Origin of the sequence: Bradyrhizobium sp. 142 (genome assembly GCF_023074015.1) — a bacterium.
In the GTDB taxonomy this organism is placed as follows: domain Bacteria; phylum Pseudomonadota; class Alphaproteobacteria; order Rhizobiales; family Xanthobacteraceae; genus Bradyrhizobium.
Map to the genome: position 1 here is coordinate 25,148 of NZ_JADPKQ010000414.1, position 25,732 is coordinate 50,879.

26 protein-coding genes are annotated in these 25,732 nt (G+C 65.3%); 12 read left to right on the forward strand and 14 right to left on the reverse strand.

Annotated elements, in window-relative coordinates; translation table 11 throughout:
• Position 1: 1 nt before the first annotated feature.
• The 7 genes from IVA82_RS38210 to rsmI all read right to left on the reverse strand — a co-directional run bounded on the left by IVA82_RS38210 (position 2) and on the right by rsmI (position 7,154).
• Positions 2-1,291 (reverse strand): AAA family ATPase, encoded by a 1,290-nt coding sequence (locus IVA82_RS38210; RefSeq protein ID WP_247388625.1) that lies wholly within the window; start codon positions 1,289-1,291, stop codon positions 2-4.
• Positions 1,288-2,022, reverse strand: coding sequence for a CpaD family pilus assembly protein (locus tag IVA82_RS38215; protein WP_148738147.1), 735 nt, complete (start codon positions 2,020-2,022; stop codon positions 1,288-1,290). The genes IVA82_RS38210 and IVA82_RS38215 overlap by 4 nt, the downstream gene beginning before the upstream one ends.
• Positions 2,023-2,078: 56 nt before the next feature.
• Positions 2,079-3,596 (reverse strand): type II and III secretion system protein family protein, encoded by a 1,518-nt coding sequence (locus tag IVA82_RS38220; protein ID WP_247388626.1) that lies wholly within the window; start codon positions 3,594-3,596, stop codon positions 2,079-2,081.
• A 14-nt stretch (positions 3,597-3,610) separates the two neighbouring features.
• Entirely contained in the window at positions 3,611-4,426 is an 816-nt protein-coding gene (gene cpaB / locus IVA82_RS38225; protein ID WP_247388627.1) for a Flp pilus assembly protein CpaB, read from the reverse strand.
• Between the two features lie 446 nt (positions 4,427-4,872).
• Complete coding sequence (gene gshB, locus IVA82_RS38230) at positions 4,873-5,817, reverse strand: glutathione synthase (protein WP_247388628.1); 945 nt, start codon at positions 5,815-5,817, stop codon at positions 4,873-4,875.
• A 10-nt stretch (positions 5,818-5,827) separates the two neighbouring features.
• Positions 5,828-6,217, reverse strand: coding sequence for a YraN family protein (locus tag IVA82_RS38235; RefSeq protein WP_247388629.1), 390 nt, complete (start codon positions 6,215-6,217; stop codon positions 5,828-5,830).
• Positions 6,204-7,154: a 16S rRNA (cytidine(1402)-2'-O)-methyltransferase gene (rsmI, locus tag IVA82_RS38240; protein WP_247388630.1), complete on the reverse strand. Its 951-nt coding sequence runs from the start codon at positions 7,152-7,154 to the stop codon at positions 6,204-6,206. The genes IVA82_RS38235 and rsmI overlap by 14 nt, the downstream gene beginning before the upstream one ends.
• A 375-nt stretch (positions 7,155-7,529) precedes the next feature.
• Between rsmI and IVA82_RS38245 the strand changes: the two genes are divergently transcribed.
• Positions 7,530-8,780 carry a penicillin-binding protein activator gene (locus IVA82_RS38245; protein ID WP_247388631.1) on the forward strand — a complete coding sequence of 417 codons (1,251 nt, stop codon included), beginning with the start codon at positions 7,530-7,532 and terminating at the stop codon, positions 8,778-8,780.
• Positions 8,781-8,936: 156 nt separating this feature from the next.
• Here the strand turns inward: IVA82_RS38245 and hemW are convergent, their stop codons facing one another.
• Genes hemW through rph form a run of 3 tightly spaced genes read right to left on the reverse strand, consistent with a single transcriptional unit; the run spans position 8,937 to position 11,437 of the window.
• Complete coding sequence (gene hemW / locus IVA82_RS38250; RefSeq protein WP_247388632.1) at positions 8,937-10,091, reverse strand: radical SAM family heme chaperone HemW; 1,155 nt, start codon at positions 10,089-10,091, stop codon at positions 8,937-8,939.
• The gene (gene rdgB / locus IVA82_RS38255) at positions 10,078-10,713 is read right to left on the reverse strand and encodes an RdgB/HAM1 family non-canonical purine NTP pyrophosphatase (protein WP_247388633.1); all 636 of its coding nucleotides are present in this window, start codon (positions 10,711-10,713) and stop codon (positions 10,078-10,080) included. The genes hemW and rdgB overlap by 14 nt, the downstream gene beginning before the upstream one ends.
• A 10-nt stretch (positions 10,714-10,723) precedes the next feature.
• Entirely contained in the window at positions 10,724-11,437 is a 714-nt protein-coding gene (gene rph, locus IVA82_RS38260) for a ribonuclease PH (RefSeq protein ID WP_247388634.1), read from the reverse strand.
• A 174-nt stretch (positions 11,438-11,611) separates the two neighbouring features.
• On the opposite strand from rph, the gene hrcA reads away from it, so the two are divergent.
• Positions 11,612-12,700 carry a heat-inducible transcriptional repressor HrcA gene (gene hrcA, locus IVA82_RS38265; protein WP_247388635.1) on the forward strand — a complete coding sequence of 363 codons (1,089 nt, stop codon included), beginning with the start codon at positions 11,612-11,614 and terminating at the stop codon, positions 12,698-12,700.
• A gap of 96 nt (positions 12,701-12,796) precedes the next feature.
• Complete coding sequence (grpE, locus tag IVA82_RS38270; protein ID WP_247388636.1) at positions 12,797-13,411, forward strand: nucleotide exchange factor GrpE; 615 nt, start codon at positions 12,797-12,799, stop codon at positions 13,409-13,411.
• A 149-nt stretch (positions 13,412-13,560) separates the two neighbouring features.
• On the opposite strand, the gene pncA is transcribed toward grpE, so the two are convergent.
• Complete coding sequence (gene pncA / locus IVA82_RS38275) at positions 13,561-14,283, reverse strand: bifunctional nicotinamidase/pyrazinamidase (protein WP_247388637.1); 723 nt, start codon at positions 14,281-14,283, stop codon at positions 13,561-13,563.
• A gap of 294 nt (positions 14,284-14,577) precedes the next feature.
• Positions 14,578-15,519, reverse strand: a complete 942-nt coding sequence (locus tag IVA82_RS38280; protein ID WP_247388638.1) for a hypothetical protein — start codon at positions 15,517-15,519, stop codon at positions 14,578-14,580.
• Between the two features lie 394 nt (positions 15,520-15,913).
• On the opposite strand from IVA82_RS38280, the gene dnaK reads away from it, so the two are divergent.
• From dnaK to IVA82_RS38320, 8 genes are all read left to right on the forward strand, one after another.
• Positions 15,914-17,815 carry a molecular chaperone DnaK gene (gene dnaK / locus IVA82_RS38285; RefSeq protein ID WP_247388639.1) on the forward strand — a complete coding sequence of 634 codons (1,902 nt, stop codon included), beginning with the start codon at positions 15,914-15,916 and terminating at the stop codon, positions 17,813-17,815.
• Between the two features lie 248 nt (positions 17,816-18,063).
• Entirely contained in the window at positions 18,064-19,197 is a 1,134-nt protein-coding gene (dnaJ, locus tag IVA82_RS38290) for a molecular chaperone DnaJ (protein WP_247388640.1), read from the forward strand.
• A gap of 95 nt (positions 19,198-19,292) precedes the next feature.
• Complete coding sequence (locus tag IVA82_RS38295; RefSeq protein ID WP_148743606.1) at positions 19,293-19,892, forward strand: rRNA adenine N-6-methyltransferase family protein; 600 nt, start codon at positions 19,293-19,295, stop codon at positions 19,890-19,892.
• 58 nt (positions 19,893-19,950) lie between these two features.
• Positions 19,951-20,529, forward strand: a complete 579-nt coding sequence (locus IVA82_RS38300) for an NAD(P)H-dependent oxidoreductase (protein ID WP_247388641.1) — start codon at positions 19,951-19,953, stop codon at positions 20,527-20,529.
• Between the two features lie 6 nt (positions 20,530-20,535).
• Positions 20,536-21,249: an orotidine-5'-phosphate decarboxylase gene (pyrF, locus tag IVA82_RS38305; protein ID WP_247388642.1), complete on the forward strand. Its 714-nt coding sequence runs from the start codon at positions 20,536-20,538 to the stop codon at positions 21,247-21,249.
• A 73-nt stretch (positions 21,250-21,322) separates the two neighbouring features.
• The gene (locus tag IVA82_RS38310) at positions 21,323-21,634 is read left to right on the forward strand and encodes a DUF1330 domain-containing protein (protein WP_247388643.1); all 312 of its coding nucleotides are present in this window, start codon (positions 21,323-21,325) and stop codon (positions 21,632-21,634) included.
• 247 nt (positions 21,635-21,881) lie between these two features.
• A complete protein-coding gene (dapB, locus tag IVA82_RS38315; protein ID WP_148743610.1) occupies positions 21,882-22,697 on the forward strand; it encodes a 4-hydroxy-tetrahydrodipicolinate reductase in 816 nt (271 codons plus the stop codon).
• Positions 22,698-22,720: 23 nt separating this feature from the next.
• A complete protein-coding gene (locus IVA82_RS38320; protein ID WP_247388644.1) occupies positions 22,721-23,344 on the forward strand; it encodes a 2,3-bisphosphoglycerate-dependent phosphoglycerate mutase in 624 nt (207 codons plus the stop codon).
• A gap of 123 nt (positions 23,345-23,467) precedes the next feature.
• Here the strand turns inward: IVA82_RS38320 and IVA82_RS38325 are convergent, their stop codons facing one another.
• Positions 23,468-24,364 (reverse strand): bifunctional helix-turn-helix domain-containing protein/methylated-DNA--[protein]-cysteine S-methyltransferase, encoded by an 897-nt coding sequence (locus IVA82_RS38325; protein ID WP_247388645.1) that lies wholly within the window; start codon positions 24,362-24,364, stop codon positions 23,468-23,470.
• Positions 24,365-24,419: 55 nt separating this feature from the next.
• Positions 24,420-24,953, reverse strand: a complete 534-nt coding sequence (locus IVA82_RS38330) for a DUF2244 domain-containing protein (RefSeq protein WP_247388646.1) — start codon at positions 24,951-24,953, stop codon at positions 24,420-24,422.
• A 22-nt stretch (positions 24,954-24,975) separates the two neighbouring features.
• Between IVA82_RS38330 and nth the strand changes: the two genes are divergently transcribed.
• A complete protein-coding gene (gene nth / locus IVA82_RS38335; RefSeq protein WP_247388647.1) occupies positions 24,976-25,728 on the forward strand; it encodes an endonuclease III in 753 nt (250 codons plus the stop codon).
• Positions 25,729-25,732 lie beyond the last annotated feature (4 nt).

The window sequence follows — 25,732 nt, forward strand, 5'->3', positions numbered from 1 at the left end:
TTTACGAGGCCTTGCGATGCGGGGCGGGCCCGCGTCCCGTCCTGCCCTTCAGCTTCTTCAAGAGCGGTCCGAACAGCGAGTGCTTCGGCTTCTTTACCTCGCCGCGCCCGGCGAGGCGGTTCGCCATGTTCTGGAACAGCCCGGTGATGCGGTGGCTCTTCGAGACCTCCGCGATCATCTGGCCGTTATTGGCCGCGGCAGAGAACAGTTTCGAATCGAACGGGATCACCGCGATCGGCTGGCTTTCCATGGTCTTGACGAACGCTTTGACCTCGATCTCCGCCCGCTTGTGCATGCCGACCTGGTTGATGCAATAGAGCGGCGGACGGTCGTTCGGCCGCGCCGCCTTCAGCACGCTCAGCATGTTCTTGGTGTTGCGCAAATTCGCAAGATCCGGCTCCGCCACGATCACGATGTCGTCGGCATTGACCAGCGCGCGCCGTGTCCAAGCCGACCATTGATGGGGAATGTCGAGCACGATGCACGGCGTGGTCATGCGCAGCGTGTCGAACACCGCATCGAATGCTTCGGCGCCGAAATCGTAGACGCGGTCGAGCGTCGCAGGCGCCGCCAAGAGGCTGAGGCGCTCGGTGCATTTGGCGAGCAGGCGCTCCATCAGCGCGGTGTCCGGCCGGTCCTGCGACAGCACCGCGTTGGCGATGCCCTGCACCGGATCCTGGTTGAAGTCGAGGCTCGCGGTGCCGAAGGCGAGGTCGAGATCGATCACGACGGAATCGAGCGCGAGGTCGCGCGCGATGGTCCAGGCGACATTGTGCGCGACGGTGGAGGCACCCACGCCGCCCTTGGCGCCGACCACCGCGATGACGCGGCCGGTGATGATGGCTTCGGAAGCCGAGAACAGGCTGCAGATCGAACGCACCACGTCGATGGTCTCGACCGGCCCGACCACGTAGTCGTTGACCCCGCGCCGGACCAGTTCGCGATAGGGGGCCGTATCGTTGGGATTGCCGATCACGACCACGCGGGTGCCGGGATCGCAGACGCCGGCGAGGTCGTCGAGGCCTTCGAGGATGTCCCGGGTGCCGTCGGACTCGATGACGATCACGTTCGGCGTCGGCATCGTTTCATAGACTTCGATCGCCGCGGCGAGGCCGCCGTCCTTCGCGGTGAGATGCGCCTTGGCGAGCCGGCGGTCCTGCCCTGCCGCGGTCACCGCGGCGAGCGTCTGCTCGGTCTCGCAAAAGGCCTGCACCGAGATCCGGGGAACCGGCGCAATGTGTTCCTCGGGGTGCTGCGGATCGTCCGCTTCTTCGTCGTCGACGCTTGTCATTTGCCGGTGTCGCTGAGTTTGGCCTTGTCAGCCTCGGGATAGGTGGTCGCGGTCGTCGTGCCCTTGCGGTAGCGCTCGAACGCGATGTCGCGCCGCGCGGTATAGGCCGGCGTCTCCGCGCGCGGCTGCTCGAGGTCGGCGGGATTGTCGATCATGGCCGCGAGATTGCGCTGGCTGGCGCAGCCCAGGTTGAAATACGGCCGGTTCTCGTTGTAGCCGGGGTCGAGGATCGAGGGTCCGACGTCTTCCGGCCACAGCCCGCAGGGGCCGGCGACCGCCGCGATTTTCGAATAGCTCAGCCGGATGGTGGGCAGCAGCCCGGGATCCTCGGGACGATAGGGATGCTGGACGATGGCGCGCGACGGCACGCCGCCGGATGCGAGCACGGAGCGGATTTCGTGATAGGTCGCCGCCGCAGCGCGCGAATTCGCGGTGTCGACAGGGACATCGACGACAACGGAGCCGGTGCCTTCGCGCACCCAGTCCCGGGCAATGCCGGAGACGTCCGAGAGCTGCGCCGCCGAGAGGCCGCCGCGAGCCTTGCCGACGAAGATCACGATCGAGCGCTTGGCTTCCTGCACCGCGATCGGGTGGCGCTGGCGATAATCGGTCGGCACCGTCTGGGTGACGATCTCGCCGGTGGTGTTGCAGGCGCCGAGCATGACGGAAAGTCCCGTCAGCGCCAGCGCGACACGCAGGTTGCGACGTCGATCGGCCAAAGTCTTCGTCATCGCTTCATCCCCTCTTGCCCCGTTGATTGCCCCGTCCCCCAAGGCCGCCGTTCGTCTCAGTCGATGATGAAGCCGAAATCGCTCTCGGGGCCGTTGATGGGATCGACGCGGCGCGCGATGCCGTAGAGGCGGTTCATGCGGCCGAGCAGCGCCGTCTGCGCATCCGAGGCCGGCGCAAACCCGTCGTCGGGCCGCGACAATTCCTTCTGGGCAACCGCGCGCACCACATAGGGCGACACGATCACCATCAGCTCGGTCTCGTTGTTGACGAAGTCCTGGCTCCGGAACAGCGCCCCGAGGATCGGCACCTGATCGACGCCGGGCAGGCCATTGATCGCCTGCTTGGTTTGCTGCTGGATCAGGCCGGCCATCGCCATCGAGCCGCCGGAGGGAATTTCCAGCGTCGTCTCGGCGCGGCGGGTCTGGATCGAAGGAATGGTGATGGAGTTGGTCGAGGTCGAGGACAGCGCCTGCGTCACGGTGATGGCGCTCTGGCTCGACAGCTCCGAGACCTCGGTCATCACCCGCAGGCTGATCCGGCCTTCACTCAGCACGACCGGCGTGAAGTTCAGCGAGATGCCGAACTTCTTGTAGGTGATCTGGGTGGTGCAGACATGGGTGGTCGGATCGCAGGCGTAGCCTCCCGGGATCGGGAATTCGCCGCCGGCGATGAAGGTGGCGGATTCGCCCGAGATCGCCGTCAGGCTCGGCTCGGCCAGCGTCCGCATCACGCCCGCGCTTTCCATCGCGCGCATCGTGGCGTTGACCGTGGCGACGCCCTTGGCGAGCCCCGTAATACCAAGCCCGTTATTGCTGACGATCGGCCCGCCGCTGACCGCGAAGGGATTGGAATTGTTGAAATTCACGACCGCAGTGCCGGCGTTCAGGCTGGCGCTGAGATCGACGCCCAGCTGCTTGACGATGTCGCGGCGCACCTCGCCGACGACGACCTTGAGCATCACCTGGTCGCGGCCGCGCACGATGATGTTGTTGACGACCTTGTCCGCGCCGCCGACGAGCTTGGCCGCGACTTCGCCGGCCTGCTGGGCTTCGACCGGGCTCGACACCGAGCCGGTCAGCATCACGCTGTCACCGATGCCCTCGATCTGCACGCCCGGCAGCGACTGGCGCAGCGCGGTTCGCATGCCGTTAAGGTCGCGCTTCACCGCGATGTCGTAGGCGGCAACCTGCTGGCCGTCGGCGGTGAAGAACACCACGTTGGTCTGGCCGACCTGGCCGCCGATGATATAGGCGCGCTGCGCCGAGCGGATCACCGCATTGGCGATCTTGGGATCGGCCACCAGCACGTCCTTGACCTCGCGCGGCAGGTCGATGACGACCGACTTGCCAACGCCGAGCGACAGAAAGCGCGTCCTTGCCGGCGCGATGGTCGCGACTGGCGCCACGCCGAGATCCGCCGCCTGCAACGGCGCCTGGTCGCCGACCGGCGCATCCGCAGCGCTGACCCGGTGCGGCGCTGCGACCAGCCCCAGCATCAGCACGACCCCTGCCCAGAACGTGCGTGCGCCATCCCCCCGAATGCGCAGCGCCGTCCGATCGTCCCCATGTCTCATCTTGGGTGTCCCCATCACTTCTGTGACGTTAGTTGCCGCACCTGCACGCCGTAGCGGATCACGTTGACACCGTCGGGACGCTTGACTGCCCGATTTTCGGAAGGATCGTCCGACGCCTTGGAATCGACGATGCTCCGCAATGCGAGCTGCAGCGTGCCGCCCTGGCGCGCCGTCGCGAGCACGGCGACCTGGTCGGGCCTGAGCTCGAGCGTGACGGTCTTGCCGAGCACGGCCGTCTGGCCGTCCTTTTCCTTCGGCGCCTGGTCGATCGCGAGCACGCGGATGTTGTTCAGGATGGTCTCGGACAGGATCAGATCGTTGCCGCCGGTCGGGCTGTTGTTGCCCTCGGGATTCTTCAACCGGCGGGTCAGGACGATGTCGACGCGGTCGTTCGGCAGGATGAAGCCGCCGGCGCCGGTCTCGGCTGAAATTTCGGTGGAGACGGCCCGCATGCCGGTCGGCAGGATCGCTGCCATGAAACCGGAGCCGTCGGCCCTCACCAGCTTCTGCTCGCGGATGGGCTCACCCTGCATCAACGGCACGCGCGCGATCGAGCCTGCAATCTGGACCTGCGCCTCTGGCCGGCTGTCGCGGCGAATGAAGGCGCTGCCGGCGGTCGCAGCGGGCCAGATCTGCCATTGCAGGTCTTCGGCCTTTACATACTGGCCGAGTCCGATGTCGGTCTTGGCGACGAGAATCTCGACCGTCGACAGCATCTCGGCGACGGGTGCGGCGGGAGCCGGCTTGTTGTCATAGCCGCTCGCCAGATACGCAGCGACGCCGCCGGCGCCAAGCGCGATGACGAGAACGACAATGCGTGCGGTATTCATACGCCTCTACTCTTACGCGGGGCACACGAACCGCACCTGGCGGGTCCCCCGTATCGATGAGTAGGGAGTAAAAGTATAAGGGGTGTTGCGAGGCCGAATGTGATGCCCGCTCACGGTGGGAGTTCTGGCCGGATGGTGAATGCCGCGTTATTCGGCAGCGCGCGGTCCCGTAGTTTCACGTAAGGCGAAAGGCGCGATCGGTGACGCGCGGGTCATGGTGAATGCGAGGTTAGTGGCTTGTCCGCTTGGCGCCGTGTCGTCGTGGCAGCGAGAGGGAAGCAATGCGCCACATCACCGGCGTCGTCCTGGCGAAGGCCAGGACCCATACCGCGTGATCTCTCGATCTTAGGAGATAGAAGTACCAACTTCTTCGCCAAACAAGCAGTCGGGGTAATGGGTCCTGGCTTTCGCCAGGACGACATTGTGGATGCTGCGAAGCTTGAGCCCTACTTCGCCCGCTTCTGCTCGATCGCGTCCCAGACCTTGGCGGCGACGTCCGGTCCGCCGAGCCGCGCGATGGCGCGGATGCCGGTGGGCGAGGTTACGTTGATCTCGGTGAGGCTGCCGTTGATGACGTCGATGCCGACGAACAGCAGGCCGCGCGCGCGCAGCGCCGGGCCGATCGCGGCGCAGATCTCGCGCTCGCGCGGGGTGAGCTCGGTCTCCTGCGCTGCGCCGCCGCGCACCATGTTGGAGCGGAGATCGTCCGCAGCCGGCACGCGGTTGACGGCACCGGCGAACTCGCCGTCGACCAGGATGATGCGCTTGTCGCCGTGCTTCACCTCGGGAATAAACTGCTGGATCACCCAGGGCTCTCGGAACGTCACCGTGAACATGTCGAACAGCGAGCCGAAATTCATGTCCTGCGGCATCACGCGGAACACCGCCGCGCCGCCATGTCCGTGCAGCGGCTTCATCACCACGGCGCCATGCCGGTCGCGGAAGGCATTGATCTCGTCGAGGTCGCGCGAGATCAGCGTCGGCGGCATCAGCTGCGGAAAGTCCATCACGAACAGTTTTTCCGGCGCGTTGCGCACCGACGCCGGGTCGTTCACCACCAGCGTCTTCGGATGGATGCGCTCCAGAAAATGCGTCGAGGTGATGTAGGCGAGGTCAAACGGCGGATCCTGGCGCAGCAGCACCACGTCAAAGCCGCTCAGCGCCTCGCGCCGGGGCTCGCCGAGGGTGAAGTGATCGCCGGGCTCGTCGCGCACGGTGAGAAGCTGGACCGGCGCGACGATCTCGTCGCCGACCATCGAGAGCTTGTCGGGCGTGTAATAGGACAGGCCGTGGCCGCGCTTCTGCGCCTCCAGAAGCAGTGCAAAGGTGGAATCGCCCTTGACGTTGATGCGGGCGATGGGATCCATCTGGACGGCAACGTTCAGTTTCATGATCTGCCTTTCAGGTCGAGGCGTCGAATGCCGCCAACAGATGGCGCGGAAGCGACCGCGGCGCAATCAGCATGGCATCGAAACGCAGTTCAAATTCCGCATGCTCGGGATGCGCGGCAAGCCACCCTTGCGCAGCGTCGATGATGCGCTGCTGCTGGCGCGGCGTCACGGCGAAGGCGGCATCGTCCAGCGTCGCGCGGGCCTTGACCTCGACGAAGGCGATCAGATTGCGCCGGCGCGCCACGATGTCGATCTCGCCATGCGGCGTGCGGTAGCGTTTTGCGAGGATGCGAAAGGCGGCGGCGCGGCTCTCGGCCGAGATGCCGGTGCGGAACGCGGCGACGCGTTCGGGCGAGGCGATCTTTGGTTCCGCCGGCGTGGCGCCGTCAGTCTTCGCCATCGCCGCCCCGCAAATCCTTCGCCAGCTCGAGCGCGCGGGCATAGACCTCGCGGCGCGGCCGCCCGGACAGCTCGACCGCATGGGCCACGGCATCCTTGACGGATTGGGTGGCGAGCTGGCCTCGCAGCAGGTCGTCGAGCGCGGCCGCCGTCATCACCTCGGCATCGGCCGCGGGCGGAGCGATCACCAGCACGAACTCGCCGCGCGTCTCCAGCGTGTCTGCCTCGCGTGCCAGCTCGCTCAGCGGCGCGCGCGTAATTTCCTCATGGAGCTTGGTCAGCTCGCGGCAGATCGCGGCTTCGCGGGTCCCCATGATCCCGGCGAGCTCGGCAAGCGTGTCCTGCACGCGGTTGCCGGACTCGAACATCACCAGCGTCGCATCGATGCGGGCAAGCTCGGCAAGGCGGGTCCGGCGCGCGGCCGATTTGGCCGGCAGAAAGCCTTCGAAGAAGAAGCGGTCGGTCGGCAGCGCCGCAACCGACAGCGCCGCCAGCACCGAGGACGGGCCAGGCAGCGCGTATACGGCATGGCCGGCCGCGCAGACCTCACGCACCAGCTTGAAGCCGGGATCAGAGATCAGCGGCGTGCCGGCGTCCGACACCAGCGCGACCGAGCCGCCTTGTGCAAGCCGCTCCAGGATTTTCGGACGCGCGGCCTCGGCGTTGTGCTCGTGATAGGGCTTGAGCTGCGCGGAGATGTCGTAGCGCTCGGTCAGGCGCCGCGTGATGCGGGTGTCCTCGCAGGCGATGATGTCGACGCCGGCGAGCGTCTGCAGCGCGCGCAGCGTGATGTCGCCGAGATTGCCGATGGGGGTCGCGACCAGATGCAGCCCGGGCGCAGCCTTGGGCGCCGCCAGCCGATGGGCGTCGATGGAGAAACCGCGCGAGACGGCTTCCGTAGTCTCAGGTGTATTTATCGGGGCCGGCTTTGCGCGCATAATGAAATGAACTTAGGCATGATCCGGAGGGCTGGGAACCTGTCCTCCGAAAAAGATCGGACCGAGGCAGGGGTCGCGAGCCAGGATATCGGGAAGATACCAGCCTGGGGCGACGAGGGACGGGAATGTGATCCATCCGGCATCACATTCGAAGGGGAGTGGAGTGCCGGCGCCATATTCGCGGCGGAAACACCGCCTTGATGCTGGGTGAGTGACGGCGAACAGCTAGCCAGGACCTGAGGGGCGGCCGCATTAAGTGGTCATTATCCTTTTGTTTTGGTTAACTATTTGCCGACAATATGCCTGAATCCGCGGCTTTTGTCGCGGTAGAGTTGTGTGACGGGCTGGACTCGGCCGGTCGGAAGAAGAGTTGCAATGGTGGGCCCGCGTTATCCCAAATCCCCCTCTTCGGAGGAGCCTTCCTCTCCGGGGCCCCGATCGTCGGGGGCGACCCGGCGGAGCGCGCTTGGCTTGCTGCTCGGCGCCCCCCTGCTGTCGGCCTGCGCCGGCGTGCAGCAAAGCCTCAGCCAGTTCTCGAATCCCTTCAGCAGCTCCTCGCCCCCGGCCCAGCCGGCGGGTCCGCCGCAACAGGCCACGACCGCCGGCACCGGCGGGGTGAAGGTCGCCGTGATCCTGCCACTCTCGGCCGCGGGTAACGCCGGCCTTGCCGCGCAATCCATGCGCAGCGCCGCCGAAATGGCGCTAGCCGAGTTCCAGAATCCCAACATTCAGCTGCTGATCAAGGACGACAATGGCAGCCCGCAAGGCGCACAGGCGGGCGCGCAGCAGGCGGTCGACGAAGGCGCCGAAATCATTCTGGGGCCATTGTTCGCGCAGTCGGTACCCGCGGTGGCGCAGGTCGCGCGCACGCGCGGCATCCCGGTGATGGCGTTCTCGACCGACTCTTCCATCGCAGGCCGCGGCGTCTATCTGCTCAGCTTCCTGCCGGAGTCCGACGTCAACCGCATCGTCGAATATTCGGCCAGCGTCGGTAAGCGCTCCGTCGCCGTGCTCGTGCCCGACAATGCCTATGGCAATGTCGTCGAGGCGGCGGTGAAGGCGGCCGTGCCGCGGCGTGGCGGACGCATTGTCGCGTTCGAGAAATACGGCGCCGATCGTGCCGCGCCGGCGCGGACCGTGGCGCAGCAACTCGGCAGCGCGGATGCGCTGTTCATTGCCGATGACGGCGATGCCGTCGTCGCGGTGGCGGATGCGATGACTGCGGCGGGCGCGAACTTGCGCAACATCCAGTTGCTCGGCACCGGCCTGTGGGACAATCCGCGCGTCTACGCCAGCTCGAACTTGCAAGGTGGCCTCTATGCCGCGCCCGATCCGGCGGGTTTCCGTGCCTTCTCCGGCCGCTACCGCACCAAATACGGCGCCGAGCCGATCCGCACTGCGACGCTCGCCTACGACGCGGTTGCCCTGGTCGCCGCGCTCGCGCGCACGCAAGGCACCACGCGCTTTTCGTCCGACGTGCTCACCAACCCCTCGGGTTTTGCCGGCATCGACGGCCTGTTCCGCTTCCGTGCCGACGGCACCAACGAGCGCGGGCTGGCAGTGATGAAGGTGACGACCGGCGGCGGCGTCGCGGTCGCGGGCTCGCCGAAGAGTTTTGGGGCTTGATGGTTCACCTCTCCCGCTTGCGGGAGAGGTCGAATTGCGCAGCAAATCGGGTGGGGGCTCCCTCCGCTTCGGGATTGTCCCGTTGCGGAGAGACACCCTCTCCCCAACCCTCTCCCGCAAGCGGGCGAGGGAGCGCACCGCCGATTTGATTGAGGCTTACGCCGCCAAATCCGCGACCACCGCATCGAGCACCGGGAACCCGCTGCTGGTCACACGCAGCCGTCCCGTCGCATTCACCGTGATCGCGCCTTCCTCGCGCAGCAGCGCGATGCGTTTGGGGTCGAGCGGGCGGCCGGAGAGCGCGGTGTAGCGCTCGGGGTCGATGCCTTCTGCAAGGCGCAGTCCCATCAGCAAAAATTCGTCGGCGCGTTCCTCGCTGTTGAGGAGATCGTCGGTGACGAGGCCGTGGCCGTTGGTTTCGACCCGCATCAGCCAGGCTTCGGGGCGTTTCTCGGTCGCGGTCGCGTGGCGGATGCCATCGATATCGAGACGGCCATGCGCGCCCGGGCCGATGCCGGCATATTCGTCGCCGCGCCAATAGACCAGATTGTGCCGGCACTCGGCACCGCGCCGCGCGTGATTGGAAATCTCGTAGGCGGGCAGCCCGAGCTTATCGCAGGTCTCCTGCGTCACGTCGTAGAGGGCGCGCGCGACCGCCTCGTCCGGCGTCTTCAATTTGCCGGCCTGGTGCAGGCCGAAGAACGGCGTGCCTTCTTCGATAGTGAGCTGATAGAGCGACAGATGCTCGGCCGCTTCGCTGATCGCGAGACGCAGTTCGTCGGCCCACATCGCCGGGGTCTGCTCGGGACGGGCATAGATCAGATCGAACGAATAGCGGTCGAACGAGCGGCGCGCGATCGCGACCGCATCCAGCGCCTCACGCGCGCTGTGCAAACGGCCGAGCGCTTTCAGCGAAGCATCGTCGAGCGCCTGCACGCCGAGCGAGACGCGGTTGACGCCGGCTGCGCGATAGCCGGCAAAGCGCGTGGCTTCGACGCTGGTCGGGTTCGCCTCCAGCGTCACTTCGACGTCATCAGCGACAGGCCAATGCTTGCCGATGGCATTGAGCACCGCACCGACGGTTGCGGGCTGCATCAGCGACGGCGTACCGCCGCCGAGGAAGATCGACGTGACTTCGCGGCCAGGCGCGCGCTCGGCCGTCGTCGCGATTTCGCGGGCGAAGGCGCTCGCAAAGCGCGCCTCGTCGATCGCGACGTGGCGGACATGGCTGTTGAAATCGCAATAGGGGCACTTCGACAGGCAGAAGGGCCAGTGCACGTAGACGCCGAAGGCTTCCTTAGCGCGGCTCAAGGCAGATCTCCGCCAGTTTCACGAAGGCGCGGGCGCGGTGCGACAGGCCAAGGCCGAGCGGCGGCAGGCCGTGCTTCTCGATGCTGGTCATCTCACCGAAGGTACGGGTGTGGCCGTCGGGCAGGAACATCGGATCGTAGCCGAAGCCGGCGGTGCCGCGCGGCGGCCACACCAGGGTGCCGTCGACGCGCGCCTCGACCTGTTCGAGGTGATCGTCGGGCCAGGCGACGCACAGCGCGGAGACGAAGTGCGCACTTCGGCGGTCGGGTGTGGTCGCACCGCGCTCCTGCAACAGGCGTTCGATCCGCGTCATCGCCGCGGTGAAATCCTTGGTCGGGCCGGCCCAGCGCGCGCTGTGGATGCCGGGCGCGCCGTCGAGCGCGTCGACCACGATGCCGGAATCATCGGCGAAGGCGGGAAGCTTGGTCGCCTGCGCTGCTGCAGTCGCCTTGATCGCGGCGTTGCTGCGGAAATCGCTACCGGTCTCTTCCGGCTCGCCCAAGCCAAGCTCGCCGGCCGACACCGCCTCGATGCCGTAGGGCGCGAGCAACTCCTTCATCTCGGCGAGCTTGCCGGGATTGTGGGTCGCGATCACGAGTCGGCCTGTGATTCGGCGGTGCATGGCCTATTGACTACGCCACGGCCAGTTTCTGCAAGTCCACCAGACGCGCAATGCCCTTCTGGGCCAGCGCCATCAGCGCCAGGAACTCGTCCTGCGTGAACGGCTCACGCTCCGCGGTGCCCTGGACCTCGATGATGCGGCCGTCGCCGGTCATGACGAAATTGGCGTCGGTCTGGGCTTCCGAATCCTCGGCATAGTCGAGATCTAGCACCGGCGTGCCGTCGTAGATGCCGCAGGAGATCGCGGCGACGTTGTCGCGCATCACGTTGGCCTTGATCATGTTTCGCGTCTTCATCCAGTTGATGCAATCGGCGAGCGCGACCCAGGCGCCGGTGATCGATGCCGTGCGCGTGCCGCCGTCGGCCTGGATCACGTCGCAATCGACCGTGATCTGGCGTTCGCCGAGCGCTTCGAGATTGACGATGGTGCGAAGCGAGCGGCCGATCAGGCGCTGGATTTCCACGGTGCGGCCGCTCTGCTTTCCGGTGGAGGCCTCGCGGCGGGTGCGTTCCAGCGTGGCGCGCGGCAGCATGCCGTATTCGGCAGTGACCCAGCCGCGGCCCTGGCCTTTCAGCCACGGCGGCAGCCGCTCTTCCAGCGTGGCGGTGACCAGCACATGGGTGTCGCCGAACTTCACCAGGCACGAGCCTTCCGCATATTTGACCACGCCGCGCTCAAGCGTCACGGGACGCAATTCGTCGGGCGCACGGCGGCTTGGCCGCATGGGAGATCCTCCAAGACTCTCGGGAAAGGGCTATTCGCGGTGCTTGTAGGGGGGGTGAGGGTAGGCGGCAAGGGGGACGTTCTGACTTTTCGGTCCCCAGCCAACTGCAAAACCACGCTTGTCAGGGACCTGCCGGAGAGCCAAATTACAAGCATCTGAGAGGAGTTGCCGTCTGTGGCCCATCACGATCCGATCCATCTGATCGCGCCGCGCGCAGGCCTCGCCCAGCTCAACGAGCGATCCCGCGATATCTTTCGTCAAATTGTCGAAAGTTACCTCGCGACCGGCGAGCCGGTGGGCTCGCGCAATATCTCGCGCCTGATTGCCATGCCGCTATCGCCGGCCTCGGTCCGCAATGTCATGGCCGATTTGGAACAACTCGGCTTGATCTACGCGCCGCATACCTCTGCCGGCCGGCTCCCGACGGAACTCGGCCTGCGTTTCTTCGTCGACGCCCTGATGCAGGTCGGCGATCTCAACGACGCCGAACGCCAGGCGATCCAGAGCCAATTGACCTCGGTGGGCCATGCGCAATCGGTCGAAGCGGCGCTGGAGGAGGCGTTGACGCGGCTCTCCGGCCTGACCCGGGCCGCCGCCGTGGTGCTGACGCCGAAATCCAATGCGCGGCTGAAACACATCGAATTCGTCCGCCTGGAACCGGAAAAGGCATTGGTGATCCTGGTCGGCGAGGACGGCCAGGTCGAAAACCGGGTGCTGACGCTGCCGCCCGGAGTTCCATCCTCGGCGCTGACGGAAGCCGGCAATTTCCTCAATGCACGAATCCGGGGCCGGACCCTGGCCGAGGCGCGGCTGGAACTCGAGACCGCGCTCGGAGAGGCGCGCACCGAGCTTGATCTGCTGACGCAGAAGGTGATCTCGGCCGGCATCGCCAGCTGGTCGGGCGGCGAAAACGAGGACCGCCAGCTCATCGTCCGCGGCCACGCCAATCTGCTCGAAGACCTGCATGCGCTGGAGGATCTGGAGCGGGTGCGCCTGCTGTTCGACGACCTCGAGACCAAGCGCGGCGTCATCGACCTGCTCGGCCGCGCGGAGACCGCGGAGGGTGTACGGATCTTCATCGGGTCCGAGAACAAGCTGTTCTCGCTGTCCGGCTCCTCCACCATCATCTCGCCCTATCGGGATGCCGAGGGCCGTATCGTCGGCGTTTTGGGCGTGATCGGGCCGACGCGGCTGAATTATGCCCGTGTGATCCCGACCGTGGACTACGCCGCCCGCATCATCAGTCGCCTCTTGGGCGGCTGACCGGGGTCCGGGCCGATCACGGGCGCTTGATTTTCGCCGTCCGAAGCACGATATCCGGGCAAGAAAAACTCCCTTAGACCTTTGAGAAGAGAGCTGATGACCGATCGAGACCGGCAACCCGAAGACACGGCCGCAGCGACCGGCGAGCCCGTAGTGTCGAAGCCCTATGTGATGCCCGACGATCCCGAGCCCGGCTCGGTCGAGCTGTTGCAGAAGGAGGCCTCCGAGGCACGCGACCGCATGCTGCGGACGCTGGCCGAGATGGAGAACCTGCGCAAGCGCACCACCAAGGAAGTCGCCGACGCCCGCCTCTACGGCATCACCGGATTTGCCCGTGACGTGCTCGACATCGCCGACAATCTTCAGCGCGCGCTGGATGCCGTTCCGGCCGAGGCCCGTGCCGCTGCCGATCCCGGCCTGATCTCGCTGATCGAGGGCGTTGAACTTACCGAGCGCTCGCTGCTCAACGCGCTGGAAAAGCACGGCGTGAAGAAGTTCGACCCCTCGGGCCAGAAGTTCGACCCGAACTTCCAGCAGGCGATGTTCGAAGTGCCTGATGCGTCGGTGCCGTCGGGCACCGTGGTGCAGGTCATGCAGGCCGGCTACACCATCGGCGAGCGCGTGCTGCGCCCGGCATTGGTCGGTGTCGCCAAGGGCGGCGCGAAGGTCGCGCCCGCCGCCAACACCAACGAGCCGAACAGCGCGGCGTGAGCCCTCGATCCCATGGTGAGGAGCCGCGCCCTTTGCGCGGCGTCTCGAACCATGAAGGCCAAGATGTAACAGCGGGGGCCTCCATCCTTCGAGACGCGCGCGAAGAAGCGGGCTCCTCACGGAGGAGGGGCTGGCAGTTTTCGCGTCGCTTACGCGCTCACCGCGATATCCGCGGACTGAATCCGCTTCACCCCGGCCTTGGCCATGTCGGCCCAGGCTTTCGCCAGCGAGCCCTGGGTGTCGATGCCGCGGCAGGCGTCTTCCACTACATAGACCTCGAAGCCGGCCTTGCGCGCGTCGAGCGCGGTCCAGGCGACGCAGAAATCCGTCGCCAGCCCCGCGACGAAGACGCGCTTGATCTTGCGCGCCTTCAGATAGCCGGCGAGGCCGGTCGAGGTCTTGCCGTCGGCCTCGAGAAAGGCCGAGTAGCTGTCGACGTCCTTGTGGAAGCCCTTGCGGATGACGAGTTCGGCCTGCGGAATCGAAAGGTCCTTTGACAGCGCGGCGCCGTCGGTGCCCTGCACGCAATGGTCGGGCCACAGCACCTGCTTGCCGTAGGGCAGGTCGACGGTCTCGAACGGCTTCTTCCCGGAATGTACCGAGGCAAAGGAGATGTGGCCGGGCGTGTGCCAGTCCTGCGTCATCACCACGTTGGCGAACGCCTTGGCCATCTTGTTGATGACCGGCACCACCTGCTCGCCTTCCTTCACCGCGAGGCTGCCCCCGGGCAGGAAACAGTTTTGCACGTCGATCACGAGCAGCGCGGATGCATCATCCGGCTTGATCGATGCGGCTGCAAAGAGTGCGGTTGGAGCGAGCGCCGCGAGTGCCGTCGTCCCAAGTGCGGCCAAGATTTGTCGCCGATGCAGCATGGTTCGCCTCCCTCCGGGATGATCCAACGGGAGGAAAGCCTAGTTCCATTCGTATGCGAACAGAAGCCCGAAAATGCAGCCGATGTTGGTTAGTGGCTGAGCGCTTGCCGCGAGCTCGGTGCACCTCTCCCGCATGCGGGAGAGGTCGGCGCGAAGCGCCGGGTGAGGGTTCTCTCCTCTGGGGGAGTCTTCCTTCCCTCTGGGGAGTCTTCGTTGTTGAGACACCCTCTCCCCAGTCCTCCCCCGCAAGCGACCGCAAGCGGGGAAGGGAGCGCATTTCGCTCGCGGATGCAGCTAGCCCTTGGGCTGGATGCCGTCGCGCACGGCGCGGAAGCGGTTGAAGGCGTTGGGCCACTGGTCGCGCGGAGCGCTGGCGACAATACGCAGCGAGGCGCCGCCGCTGCTGAAGCGGATCCACTGCACCACCGTCACGGCGGTCTTGTCCTTGCCGCTGATGCCGTCGATCCGGGTTTCAAACCCCTGCTGGCCGTTGATGCGGATCGGCTCGGACATGGTGACGCGCGATTCGCGCACGCCGGGGATCTGGAGCGCCGCTTCCTGGGCGAAGCGGGCGCGGTCCTCGGCCTGTTGCGGCGTCGCGCCGATCAGGCCGAGGATCATGAACGGTTTTGGCTCGAAGCCGGTGCTCTCGTCGCCATCGGCCAGGATGATGCTGGTGCCCGGCGCCAGCGTGCGCACGTTCTTGAAGTCGGCGAGGTCGGTGACCTTGAACGGCATCCGCGAAAGCTGCTCCTCGACCGGTACCTCCTTGCGCGTCACGGCGCTCGCGAACATCTGCCGCACCGCCTCGTCGGTATAGATCTTGGTGGCGTTCTCGGGAATCTGGACCGCGACATAGCCGGAGAAGCCGGTGCCCTGCACGATCATCGAATAACGCTTCACCAGTGCATCGCCGGCCTTGCCGGTCTCGGTGGTGAAATAGGCAAGGCCCGCGGGGGTCTCGACCTTGTCCGGCTTGACCCCGCCGGCGCCGGCCGGGCTGGCCTTGAAGGCATTGGCGACCTCGCCATAGGCGTCCGGCGGCAACTCGGTGATCAGCACCTTGACGCTGCCGTCCTCGCTCTCGAACCCCGGAAAGGTTTTGGCCGCGTTGAGGCCGATCAGCGGCACCATGCCGAGGCGCAGTCCCGGCGGAAATTCAGGATCGATCGCAAAAGCCGGAAGTGCCGTGGCGACGAGAAGGGCGAGCGCGGAGAGGGGGCGGATCAGCTTCATGGGCATTCTAGTTGGTTCACATTGAGGCCGTTCGATGGTCGGCCATCGGGCCGCTTTGTCGCGCGAAGCAGCCTCGACGAGGCGGCCCGGCCGCCCGCCTTTTAGCGGGTTTGGCCTTGCCGTAACAGGGCGGGCAGATCAGCGTGGCGGGTGCCGGCCCAGGCCTGAACCTGTTAATATTTCCTCACCTGCAAGGGCGGTTCAGCCCGGATATGATCTTCCAAAACCCAATGTTTTCACGGCCGAAACTTGCGTTCGGTCCTTGCGGGCCCCTCCCCCCCTCCTATATGAGCGTCAACCATCGCAATATCGCGGATGTTTGATCTTAGGGGGTTTCGGTTCGGGTGCCTTCTGGGCCCAGCCAGCCTGCCGCAAAAACAAGGATATCAGGACCATGGGAAAGGTCATTGGGATCGACCTCGGCACCACGAATTCGTGCGTCGCCGTAATGGACGGCAAAAACGCCAAAGTCATCGAGAATTCCGAAGGCATGCGCACGACGCCTTCGATCGTCGCGATCACGGACGACGGTGAGCGCCTCATCGGCCAGCCGGCCAAGCGCCAGGCCGTTACCAATCCCGAGCGTACCTTCTTCGCAGTGAAGCGCCTCATCGGCCGCCGCTACGACGACCCGATGGTCGAGAAGGACAAGAAGCTCGTTCCCTACAAGATCGTGAAGGCTTCCAACGGTGACGCCTGGGTCGAGGCCGACGGCCAGACCTACTCGCCCTCGCAGGTCTCGGCGTTCATCTTGCAGAAGATGAAGGAGACCGCGGAAGCCCATCTCGGCCAGAAGGTCGAGCAGGCCGTCATCACCGTTCCCGCCTACTTCAACGACGCCCAGCGCCAGGCGACCAAGGACGCCGGCAAGATCGCGGGCCTTGAAGTGCTGCGCATCATCAACGAGCCGACCGCGGCTGCACTCGCCTATGGTCTCGACAAGACCAAGGCCGGCACGATCGCCGTGTACGACCTCGGCGGCGGCACGTTCGATATTTCCATTCTCGAAATCGGCGACGGCGTGTTCGAGGTGAAGTCGACCAACGGCGACACCTTCCTCGGCGGCGAAGATTTCGACATGCGCCTGGTCGGCTACCTCGCCGACGAGTTCCAGAAGGAGCAGGGCATCAACCTGCGCAACGACAAGCTCGCCTTGCAGCGCCTGAAAGAGGCCGCTGAAAAGGCCAAGATCGAGCTGTCCTCGACGACGCAGACCGAGATCAACCTGCCCTTCATCACCGCGGACCAGACCGGCCCGAAGCATCTGACGATGAAGCTCACCCGCGCCAAGTTCGAAGCGTTGGTCGATGACCTCGTCCAGAAGACCGTCGAGCCCTGCCGCAAGGCGCTCAAGGATGCCGGCGTCACCGCCGGTGAGATCGGCGAAGTGGTGCTGGTCGGCGGCATGTCCCGCATGCCGAAGGTCCAGGAAGTCGTGAAGCAGCTGTTCGGCAAGGAGCCGCACAAGGGCGTCAACCCGGACGAAGTCGTGGCGATCGGCGCCGCGATCCAGGCCGGCGTGCTCCAGGGCGACGTCAAGGACGTGCTGCTGCTCGACGTGACCCCGCTGTCGCTGGGCATCGAGACGCTGGGCGGCGTGTTCACCCGCATCATCGACCGCAACACCACGATCCCGACCAAGAAGAGCCAGGTGTTCTCGACCGCCGAGGACAGCCAGAACGCGGTCACCATCCGCGTCTTCCAGGGCGAGCGTGAAATGGCGGCCGACAACAAGATGCTTGGCCAGTTCGACCTGATGGGCATTCCGCCGGCCCCGCGCGGCATGCCGCAGATCGAGGTGACCTTCGACATCGACGCCAACGGCATCGTCAACGTCTCGGCGAGGGACAAGGCGACCGGCAAGGAGCAGCAGATCCGCATCCAGGCCTCCGGCGGCCTGACGGAAGCCGACATCGACAAGATGGTCAAGGAGGCCGAAGCCAACGCCGCGGCCGACAAGAAGCGCCGCGAGGCAGTCGATGCCAAGAACCATGCCGACGCGCTGGTGCACTCGACCGAAAAGGCGCTGGCCGAGCACGGTTCGAAGGTTGCCGAGAACGAGCGCCGTGCCATCGAGGATGCCGTCAGCGACCTCAAGGAAGCGCTGAAGGGCGACGATGCCGAGGCGATCAAGGCCAAGACCAACACGCTGGCCCAGGCTTCGATGAAGCTCGGCGAGGCCATGTACAAGCAGCAGGCCGAGGCCGACGCCAAGAAGGATGCGGCCAAGGACGACGTGGTCGACGCGGAATTCACCGAAGTCGACGACGACAAGAACAACAAGAAGTCTGCATAAGCCCTCAGAGGCTGATGATGCGGACGGATTGCACCCCACACGCAGCTTCGGCCTCCCCCTTCAAGGGGGAGGCTTTCGTGTCGGACCGGGCGGGGCACCGCGCCGTTACCATCGATCAATTTCCAGCCGTTATCCTGAACGCCGCCGCCGTGCTGCCCTCTGCCGCAAGGCGGAGGGGCACTTATATCGTCGCGTGGCGAGGTTGTTTCGCTCCGACTTGAATCGCGATTGGATAGACCGAGTTCAACATGTCCACGTCCACCAAGCGCTGCTACTACGAAACCCTGGAAGTCGACCGCGACGCCGACGAATCCAAGCTGAAGTCGTCGTTCCGCAAGCTTGCGATGAAGTTTCACCCCGACCGCAATCCTGGGGATGACACCAGCGAAATCCGTTTCAAGGAAATCAACGAGGCCTACGAGGTTCTCAAGGACAGGGACAAGCGCGCCGCCTACGACCGCTATGGCCATGCCGCCTTCGAGCAGGGCGGTCCTGGCGGGGGCGCCGGGTTCGGCGCGGGCTTTGCGTCTTCCTTTTCCGACATTTTCGAAGACCTGTTCGGCATGGCCGGACAGCGCGGCCGCGGTGGCCGCGAGCGCGGCGCCGACCTGCGCTACAACATGGAAATCACGCTCGAGGAAGCCTTCGGCGGCAAGACCGCGCAGATCGAGATTCCGGTCTCGGTCACCTGCGAGGCCTGCTCGGGCATCGGCGCCAAGGCCGGCACCAAGCCGAAGACCTGCTCGACCTGCGGCGGCGCCGGCCGTGTACGGCAGTCACAGGGCTTCTTCACGCTGGAGCGGACCTGTCCCGGCTGCCAGGGACGCGGCCAGATGATCGAGGACGCCTGCCCGTCCTGCTTGGGACAGGGCCGGGTCACCCGCGAGCGCACGCTGTCGGTCAACATTCCCCCGGGAGTCGAGGACGGCACACGGATCAGGCTCGCCGGCGAAGGCGAGGCCGGTGTCCGCGGTGGCCCGCCCGGCGACCTCTACATCTTCCTGTCGCTCGCCCAGCACCAGTTCTTCCAGCGCGACGGCGCCGATTTGCATTGCCGCGTGCCGATCTCGATGGTGACGGCTGCACTTGGCGGCGAATTCGAGGTGCCGACCATCGACAAGGGCAAGGCCAAGGTGAAAGTGCCTGCCGGAACCCAGTCCAGCCGCCGCTTCCGCATTGTATCAAAGGGTATGCCGGTGCTGCGCTCGCGCCAGATGGGCGACATGTATGTCCAAGTCGTAGTCGAGACCCCGCAAAACCTCACCAAGAAGCAGCAGGAATTGCTGGCCGAGTTCGAAAAGCTCTCCTCCGGCAACACCCAGCCGGAATCCGAGGGGTTCTTCGCCAAGGTCAAGGATTTCTTCGGTAATCGGGCGAGTTGACTCGTCTTGACCGTACCGCCTCCGGCCTATACGTCTTTATGACCATTTTCTGACACGCCGCGGTGACGCGGGGTCCCGTCCCGTCCGGTCCTGACATGCCATTGCCATCGTCCGCGCGTGCGTTGAAGAAGCCTCGTCTTGACGACGAGGTGCGTTTTCTCCGGTCATGGATCGAAAAGCCCCTGCATATGGGCGCAGTCATGCCGTCGGGTAAGCTCCTAGCCCGGACCATGGCGCATTACGTCGACATCAATTCGGACGCACCCGTGGTCGAGCTCGGACCCGGCACCGGCGCCATCACCTCGGCCCTGGTCGAGCGCGGCGTCGACCAGAAGCGTCTTGTCCTAGTCGAGTACAATCCCGGCTTCTGCGCGCTGCTGCGCGACCGTTATCCGCAGGCCAAGGTGGTGCAGGGCGATGCCTATCGCCTGCGCGACACGCTCTGGAACGTGCTGAGCGCGCCGGCGTCTGCCGTGGTCTCCGGCCTGCCGCTGGTGACCAAACCGATGCTGACGCGGCTGCGGCTCATTCGCGATGCCTTCACGGCGCTGGCGCCTGGCGCGCCGTTCGTGCAGTTCACGTATGCGGTGGTGCCGCCGATCCCGAAATCGCTGCCCGGCGTGTCCACAGAAGCCTCGGAACGGATCTGGATGAACCTTCCGCCGGCCCGCGTCTGGGTGTATCGCAAGGACTAATTCCGCCGGCTTCCCTCTTTGCGCGGCGGTCTCGTTTCGCCGAACGCAATTGGATTGGATGTCCGCACCCAAGATCCTGATCATTCCCGGCTCGCTGCGCACCGGCTCGCATAATGCGAAGCTGGCGGCGGTGGCTGCTTATGAGTTCGTTCAGGCCGGCGTCGACATCACCCGGATCTCGCTCGCCGATTTTCCGCTGCCGATCTATGACGGCGACCTCCAGGCAAAGTCCGGTGTGCCGAAGCACGCCATAAATCTCAAGCGCATGATCGACGCGCATCATGGCGTGTTGATCGTCTCGCCCGAATACAACGCCTCGGTGCCGCCGCTGCTGAAGAATGCGATCGACTGGGTCAGCCGCGTGCATGAGCTGCACGAGGCGCGCGGCGAGGTGTTCCGCAACCGCGTCTTCGCGCTCGCCGGCGCTTCGCAGAGCCGGCTCGGCGCTGCCCGCGCGCTGCAGGCGTTGCGGCTGATCCTGACCTCCTGCCACGCCAATGTGATCGCCAGCCAGCTCACGCTCGCCTTTGCCGACCAGGCCTATGACGATATGGACAGGCTGAAGAACCAGGGCGATATCGACGCGCTGAAGACCATGGTGCGGCAGTTGATCGACATTTCTCAACGCATGATGTGAGGTGACATGACGCCAGCCGAAATCGCCGCGAAAGACCGCCTGATCGTCGCGCTCGATCTGCCGAGCCTTGATGCTGCGGAGGCGATGATCGCAAGGCTTGGCGACAGCGTCTCCTTCTACAAGATCGGCTATCAGCTCGCTTATGCAGGCGGCCTGCCGTTGATCGGCAAACTCGCCGACAAGGGCAAGAAGGTGTTTGCCGATCTCAAGCTGCATGACATCGGCAATACCGTGATGCGCGGCGTCGAAAGTGTCGCCAAGCTCGGCGCGACCTTTCTCACCGTGCACGCCTATCCGCAAACCATGAAGGGCGCCGTCGAAGGCCGCGGCAACGCGAGCCTGAAGATCCTCGCCGTTACCGTGCTGACCTCCTACAACGACGATGATCTGCATGCGGCCGGTTATCGCCTCGGGGTCTCCGAGCTGGTCGAAGCACGGGCGCAGCAGGCGCAGGTGCTCGGCGTGGATGGCCTCGTCTGCTCGCCGGAGGAAGTGGGTGCCTTGCGCAAGGTCGTCGGCCACCAGATGAACCTCGTCACGCCCGGCATCCGTCCGGCGGGCGCGGCAAGCGGTGATCAGAAGCGCATCATGACACCGGGCCGCGCGATTGCGGCCGGCGCCGACTATCTCGTCGTCGGGCGGCCGGTGGTGGAGGCCGCCGACCCGAAGGCTGTCGCCGAAGCCATCCAGACCGAGATCGCACAGGCGCTCGGAGCATGATCCGGAAAAGTGCGCAGCGGTTTTCCGATCAGGTCATGCTCAAATAAAGATCAACAACACAGGGAGAACAACCATGGCAAAAGGCTACTGGATCGGACGCGTCGACGTCAGCAATGACGAGGGCTACAAGCCCTACGCCGTCGCAAATGGTCCGATCTTCAAGAAATGGGGTGGCCGCTTCGTCGTCCGCGCCGGCAAGTTCACCACCGTCGAGGGCCAGAGCCGCACCCGCAATGTCGTGATCGAATTTCCGGACTACGAGACCGCGATCGCCTGCTACAACTCGCCGGAATACCAGGCCAACATCAAGGTGCGCCAGCCGCACTCGATTGCCGACCTCATCATCATCGAGGGCTATGACGGCCCGCAGCCGTCGGAGAGCTGAAGCGCCGCGCTCTCTCTTACCCTCCCCTGGAGGGGAGAGGGTCGATCGCGCGGAGCGCGAGCGGGGCGGGGTGATCTCTCCACTCGGACACTGTTGGTTGTCGAGGGACCGTCAACCCACCCCGCTGTGCATTTCGCTTCGCTGCATGCCCAGCGACCCTCCCCCTCCAGGGGAGGGTAAAAGCGCTCATCCCCTCGGTTGCCGGAACTGCGTCCCGCCGCTACAACGCACCTGAGAGGATCACATCATGTCCGACATGCGCTTGATTGTTGCTGGAGCCGGCGGCCGGATGGGCCGGGCACTGACACGGGCAATCGCCGAAAGCGAAGGCGCGGTGCTGGCGGGCGCGCTGGAGGCGCCAGGTTCCGAGCTGCTCGGCAAGGATGCCGGCGTGCTCGCAGGTCTGCCTGCCAACGGGATCACACTCTCGGCCGATCTCTGGGCGTTGTCGAAGGACGCCGACGGCATTCTGGATTTCACCGTGCCGGCGGCGACCATCGCCAATGTCGCGATCGCGGCCCAACGCGGTCTCGTCCACGTCATCGGCACGACAGGCCTGTCGGGCTCTGATGATGCCGTGATCAAGAGCGTCACCAACCGCGCGGTGGTGGTGCAGTCGGGCAATATGAGCCTGGGCGTCAACCTGCTCGCCGCCGTGGTCAAGCGCGTCGCCAAGGCGCTCGACCAAAGCTTCGATATCGAGATCGTCGAAACCCATCACCGCATGAAAATCGACGCCCCGTCGGGCACCGCGCTGATGCTGGGCCAGGCCGCCGCCGCCGGTCGCGGCGTCGCGCTGGACGAGCATTGCGTGCGCGGCCGCGACGGCATCACCGGCGCGCGCCAGCCCGGCGATATCGGTTTTGCTTCCTTGCGCGGCGGCACCGCGGCCGGCGATCACAGCGTGAGCTTTCTCGGCCCGTTCGAGCGTCTGACGCTGTCGCACCATGCCGAGGATCGCATGCTGTTCGCCCATGGTGCGCTCAAGGCAGCCCTGTGGGCGCATGGCAAGAAGCCCGGGCTCTACTCGATGGCCGATGTGCTCGGCCTTGCCGACATCTGAACGAAAGTAACGGAAAGGTCTCAATGAGCGAACGTCTTCTCGTGCTCGTGCGCCACGGCCAGAGCGAATGGAATCTCAAGAACCTGTTCACGGGCTGGAAGGATCCGGATCTCACCGAGCTCGGCGTGACGGAAGCTAGGGAAGCCGGCCGCAAGCTGAAGGTGCAGGGCCTGGTGTTCGACGTCGCCTACACCTCGGTTTTGACGCGCGCGCAGCACACGCTCGATCTCATTCTCGGCGAGCTCGGCCAGGAAGGCCTGCCGACGTCGAAGGACCTGGCGCTGAACGAGCGCGACTATGGCGATCTCTCAGGTCTGAACAAGGACGACGCCCGCAAGAAATGGGGCGAGGACCAGGTGCTGATCTGGCGCCGCTCCTACGACGTGCCGCCGCCTGGCGGCGAAAGCCTGAAGGACACGCTGGCGCGTGCGCTGCCCTACTACGTGCAGGAGATTCTGCCCGCCGTGCTCAACGGCAAGAGGACGCTCGTCGCCGCCCACGGCAACTCGCTGCGGGCGCTGATCATGGTGCTGGAAAAGCTGTCGCCCGAAGGCATTCTGAAGCGCGAACTCGCCACCGGCGTGCCGATCATCTACCGGCTCAACGCTGATTCGACGGTCGCCTCGAAGCTGGATCTGGCGGGTTAATCGATCGCGAAGTTTGCAGGAGATTTGTAGGGTGGGTTAGCGCCAGCGTAACCCACCTCTTTTGTTTCCGCGGTGGCAGAAGTGGTGGGTTACACTGACGCTAACCCACCCTACGCAGCGCAACTACTGCAGTCCCAACTGCCCGGCTTCCCAGCCCAGCATCGCCTGCTTGCGGGTGATGCCCCAGTGATAGCCGGTGAGCGCGCCGCTTTTGCCGAGTGCGCGGTGGCAGGGCACGACGAAGGAGACCGGGTTCTTGCCGACGGCAGCACCGACGGCGCGCGAGGCCTTCGGGCTCTTGATGTTGCAGGCGATGTCCGAATAGGAAACCGCGCGGCCCATCGGGATCTTCAACAGCGTCTCCCACACCCGCACCTCGAAATCGGTGCCGATCATGACCACGCGGAGCGGCTGGTCCGGCCGCCAGAGCTTGGTGTCGAAGATGCGCTGGGCGAGCGGCGCAGTGCCTTCGTGGTCCTCGACGTAAGTTGCATTCGGCCAGCGCCGCATCATGTCGGCCAGCGCGATCTTCTCCTCGCCGTGATCGGCGAAGGCAAGGCCCGACAAGCCGCGATCGGTCGCGATCACGATTGCGGTGCCGAACGGCGAGTGATGGAAGCCGTAGCGCAGGGTGAGGCCGGCGCCGCCGTTCTTCCATTCGCCGGGCGACATCGCCTCATGGGTGACGAAAAGATCGTGCAGCCGGCCGGGACCTGACAGGCCGGAGTCGAGCGCGGCGTCGAGCACGCTGGCGGAATCCCGCAGCAGGCCCTTGGCATGGTCGAGCGTCAGCGCCTGCATGAACGCTTTCGGCGTGATCGAGGCCCAGCGGCGGAACAGATGGTGCAGCTCGTCCGGCGTGACGCCGGCCGCACTCGCCATCGCTTCGATGGTCGGCTGCGCGCGCCAGTTTTCCGAGATGAAGGCGATCGCCCGGCGCACGGAATCATAGTCGCGCATCGCGGCGTGCTGGGGGCCCGGCTTTGCCAGGCGCTGGTCATGTATGGCAAGTGTCATCATGACCGGAAATGTAGGGGAGGGGGCGCCTCGAAACCACCCGTTTTCCGACCCGGGCTCAGCTGAGCGGATTGTAGATCGGGCCGTGTCGGGCGGCGTTCAGCGCCCCGACCAAGGCATTGTAAAAACTAGATTTTTCCTCTGGGCCCAAAAATCCGGCAATCAGCAGCCGGTGGCCGCGCGAGATCAGAAAGAGGTGTTCGATGCCGTATTCCTCGTCGACCTCCTGATCAAGGCGGACCCAGAGCGGGTTGAATGTCCATTCGGCGACCTGACCGCGGTGGCTGACGCGCCGGACGCGCAATTCGGACGGCGTGACCACGATCTCCTCGCGCGCGCGAGCGGTGCGGAAATTGACCTTGAAGGCCCACCAGATCACCAGCACGTCGAGGCCGAAGAAGCAGAACACCGGCCATGCTCCCATCATCAGGAACGCGATGCCGGTGGCGAAGCTGACCACGCTCAAAAACATCATCAAGGCAAGGAAACCGGTGCGATTCAGCGAGCGGTGCGGCGTCAGGCGTGCGGAGAAGATCTGCACCTCGCTTTCGCTTGCAGATCGCTCGCGCTCAATTTCGTTGCCTGTGCTCATCGTCCCTCAGTATATCCCGATCATGGCAAAAATCACCCGCAAGGCGGTCCCGCGCAAAACAGCCGTGCCGAAGAAAAAGGCAAAGCCGGCCGTAGCAAAGCCGAGAGCGGCCGCGAAGAAATCGCTCAAGGCTACAAAGCTTTGGACCCCGTCCGAGATCCACGAAGCCTTCAGCCGTTTCCGCAAAGCCAATCCGGAGCCAAAGGGAGAGCTCGAGCATCTCAATCCTTTTACGCTGCTCGTCGCCGTCGTGCTGTCGGCGCAGGCGACCGACGCCGGTGTCAACAAGGCGACGCGCGAATTGTTTGAGGTCGCCGACACGCCGCAAAAGATGCTCGATCTCGGCGAGGAGCGGCTTCGCGATTACATTAGGACCATCGGACTCTACCGCACCAAGGCGAAGAACGTCATCGCCCTGTCGGCCAAGCTGCTCAGCGAGTTCGGCGGCGAGGTGCCGCGCACGCGTGCCGAGATCGAGTCGTTACCCGGCGCGGGGCGCAAGACCGCTAACGTCGTGCTCAACATGGCCTTTGGCGAGCACACCATGGCGGTCGACACGCACGTCTTCCGCGTCGGCAACCGCACCGGACTTGCGCCCGGCAAGACGCCGCTCGAGGTCGAGCTCGGTCTCGAAAAGGTGATCCCAGCGGAGTTCATGCTGCATGCGCATCATTGGCTGATCCTGCACGGCCGCTATACTTGCCTCGCGCGCAGGCCGCGCTGCGAAGTATGCCTGATCAACGATCTCTGCCGGTGGCCGGAGAAGACGGTCTGAGTTG

What these genes read in the sequence shown, in the direction of transcription:
- rdgB (WP_247388633.1), bottom strand. Translation starts at nt 10,713, where the DNA reads ATGCACCGCCGAATCACAGGCCGACTCGTGATCGCGACCCACAATCCC.
- rsmI (WP_247388630.1), bottom strand. Translation starts at nt 7,154, where the DNA reads ATGCGCGCAAAGCCGGCCCCGATAAATACACCTGAGACTACGGAAGCC.
- IVA82_RS38320 (WP_247388644.1), top strand. Translation starts at nt 22,721, where the DNA reads ATGAGCGAACGTCTTCTCGTGCTCGTGCGCCACGGCCAGAGCGAATGG.
- IVA82_RS38245 (WP_247388631.1), top strand. Translation starts at nt 7,530, where the DNA reads ATGGTGGGCCCGCGTTATCCCAAATCCCCCTCTTCGGAGGAGCCTTCC.
- IVA82_RS38220 (WP_247388626.1), bottom strand. Translation starts at nt 3,596, where the DNA reads ATGAGACATGGGGACGATCGGACGGCGCTGCGCATTCGGGGGGATGGC.
- IVA82_RS38280 (WP_247388638.1), bottom strand. Translation starts at nt 15,519, where the DNA reads ATGAAGCTGATCCGCCCCCTCTCCGCGCTCGCCCTTCTCGTCGCCACG.
- IVA82_RS38215 (WP_148738147.1), bottom strand. Translation starts at nt 2,022, where the DNA reads ATGACGAAGACTTTGGCCGATCGACGTCGCAACCTGCGTGTCGCGCTG.
- grpE (WP_247388636.1), top strand. Translation starts at nt 12,797, where the DNA reads ATGACCGATCGAGACCGGCAACCCGAAGACACGGCCGCAGCGACCGGC.
- gshB (WP_247388628.1), bottom strand. Translation starts at nt 5,817, where the DNA reads ATGAAACTGAACGTTGCCGTCCAGATGGATCCCATCGCCCGCATCAAC.
- dapB (WP_148743610.1), top strand. Translation starts at nt 21,882, where the DNA reads ATGTCCGACATGCGCTTGATTGTTGCTGGAGCCGGCGGCCGGATGGGC.
- dnaJ (WP_247388640.1), top strand. Translation starts at nt 18,064, where the DNA reads ATGTCCACGTCCACCAAGCGCTGCTACTACGAAACCCTGGAAGTCGAC.
- cpaB (WP_247388627.1), bottom strand. Translation starts at nt 4,426, where the DNA reads ATGAATACCGCACGCATTGTCGTTCTCGTCATCGCGCTTGGCGCCGGC.
- IVA82_RS38210 (WP_247388625.1), bottom strand. Translation starts at nt 1,291, where the DNA reads ATGACAAGCGTCGACGACGAAGAAGCGGACGATCCGCAGCACCCCGAG.
- pncA (WP_247388637.1), bottom strand. Translation starts at nt 14,283, where the DNA reads ATGCTGCATCGGCGACAAATCTTGGCCGCACTTGGGACGACGGCACTC.
- IVA82_RS38330 (WP_247388646.1), bottom strand. Translation starts at nt 24,953, where the DNA reads ATGAGCACAGGCAACGAAATTGAGCGCGAGCGATCTGCAAGCGAAAGC.
- rph (WP_247388634.1), bottom strand. Translation starts at nt 11,437, where the DNA reads ATGCGGCCAAGCCGCCGTGCGCCCGACGAATTGCGTCCCGTGACGCTT.
- IVA82_RS38310 (WP_247388643.1), top strand. Translation starts at nt 21,323, where the DNA reads ATGGCAAAAGGCTACTGGATCGGACGCGTCGACGTCAGCAATGACGAG.
- IVA82_RS38295 (WP_148743606.1), top strand. Translation starts at nt 19,293, where the DNA reads ATGCCATTGCCATCGTCCGCGCGTGCGTTGAAGAAGCCTCGTCTTGAC.
- dnaK (WP_247388639.1), top strand. Translation starts at nt 15,914, where the DNA reads ATGGGAAAGGTCATTGGGATCGACCTCGGCACCACGAATTCGTGCGTC.
- nth (WP_247388647.1), top strand. Translation starts at nt 24,976, where the DNA reads ATGGCAAAAATCACCCGCAAGGCGGTCCCGCGCAAAACAGCCGTGCCG.
- IVA82_RS38300 (WP_247388641.1), top strand. Translation starts at nt 19,951, where the DNA reads ATGTCCGCACCCAAGATCCTGATCATTCCCGGCTCGCTGCGCACCGGC.
- pyrF (WP_247388642.1), top strand. Translation starts at nt 20,536, where the DNA reads ATGACGCCAGCCGAAATCGCCGCGAAAGACCGCCTGATCGTCGCGCTC.
- IVA82_RS38325 (WP_247388645.1), bottom strand. Translation starts at nt 24,364, where the DNA reads ATGATGACACTTGCCATACATGACCAGCGCCTGGCAAAGCCGGGCCCC.
- IVA82_RS38235 (WP_247388629.1), bottom strand. Translation starts at nt 6,217, where the DNA reads ATGGCGAAGACTGACGGCGCCACGCCGGCGGAACCAAAGATCGCCTCG.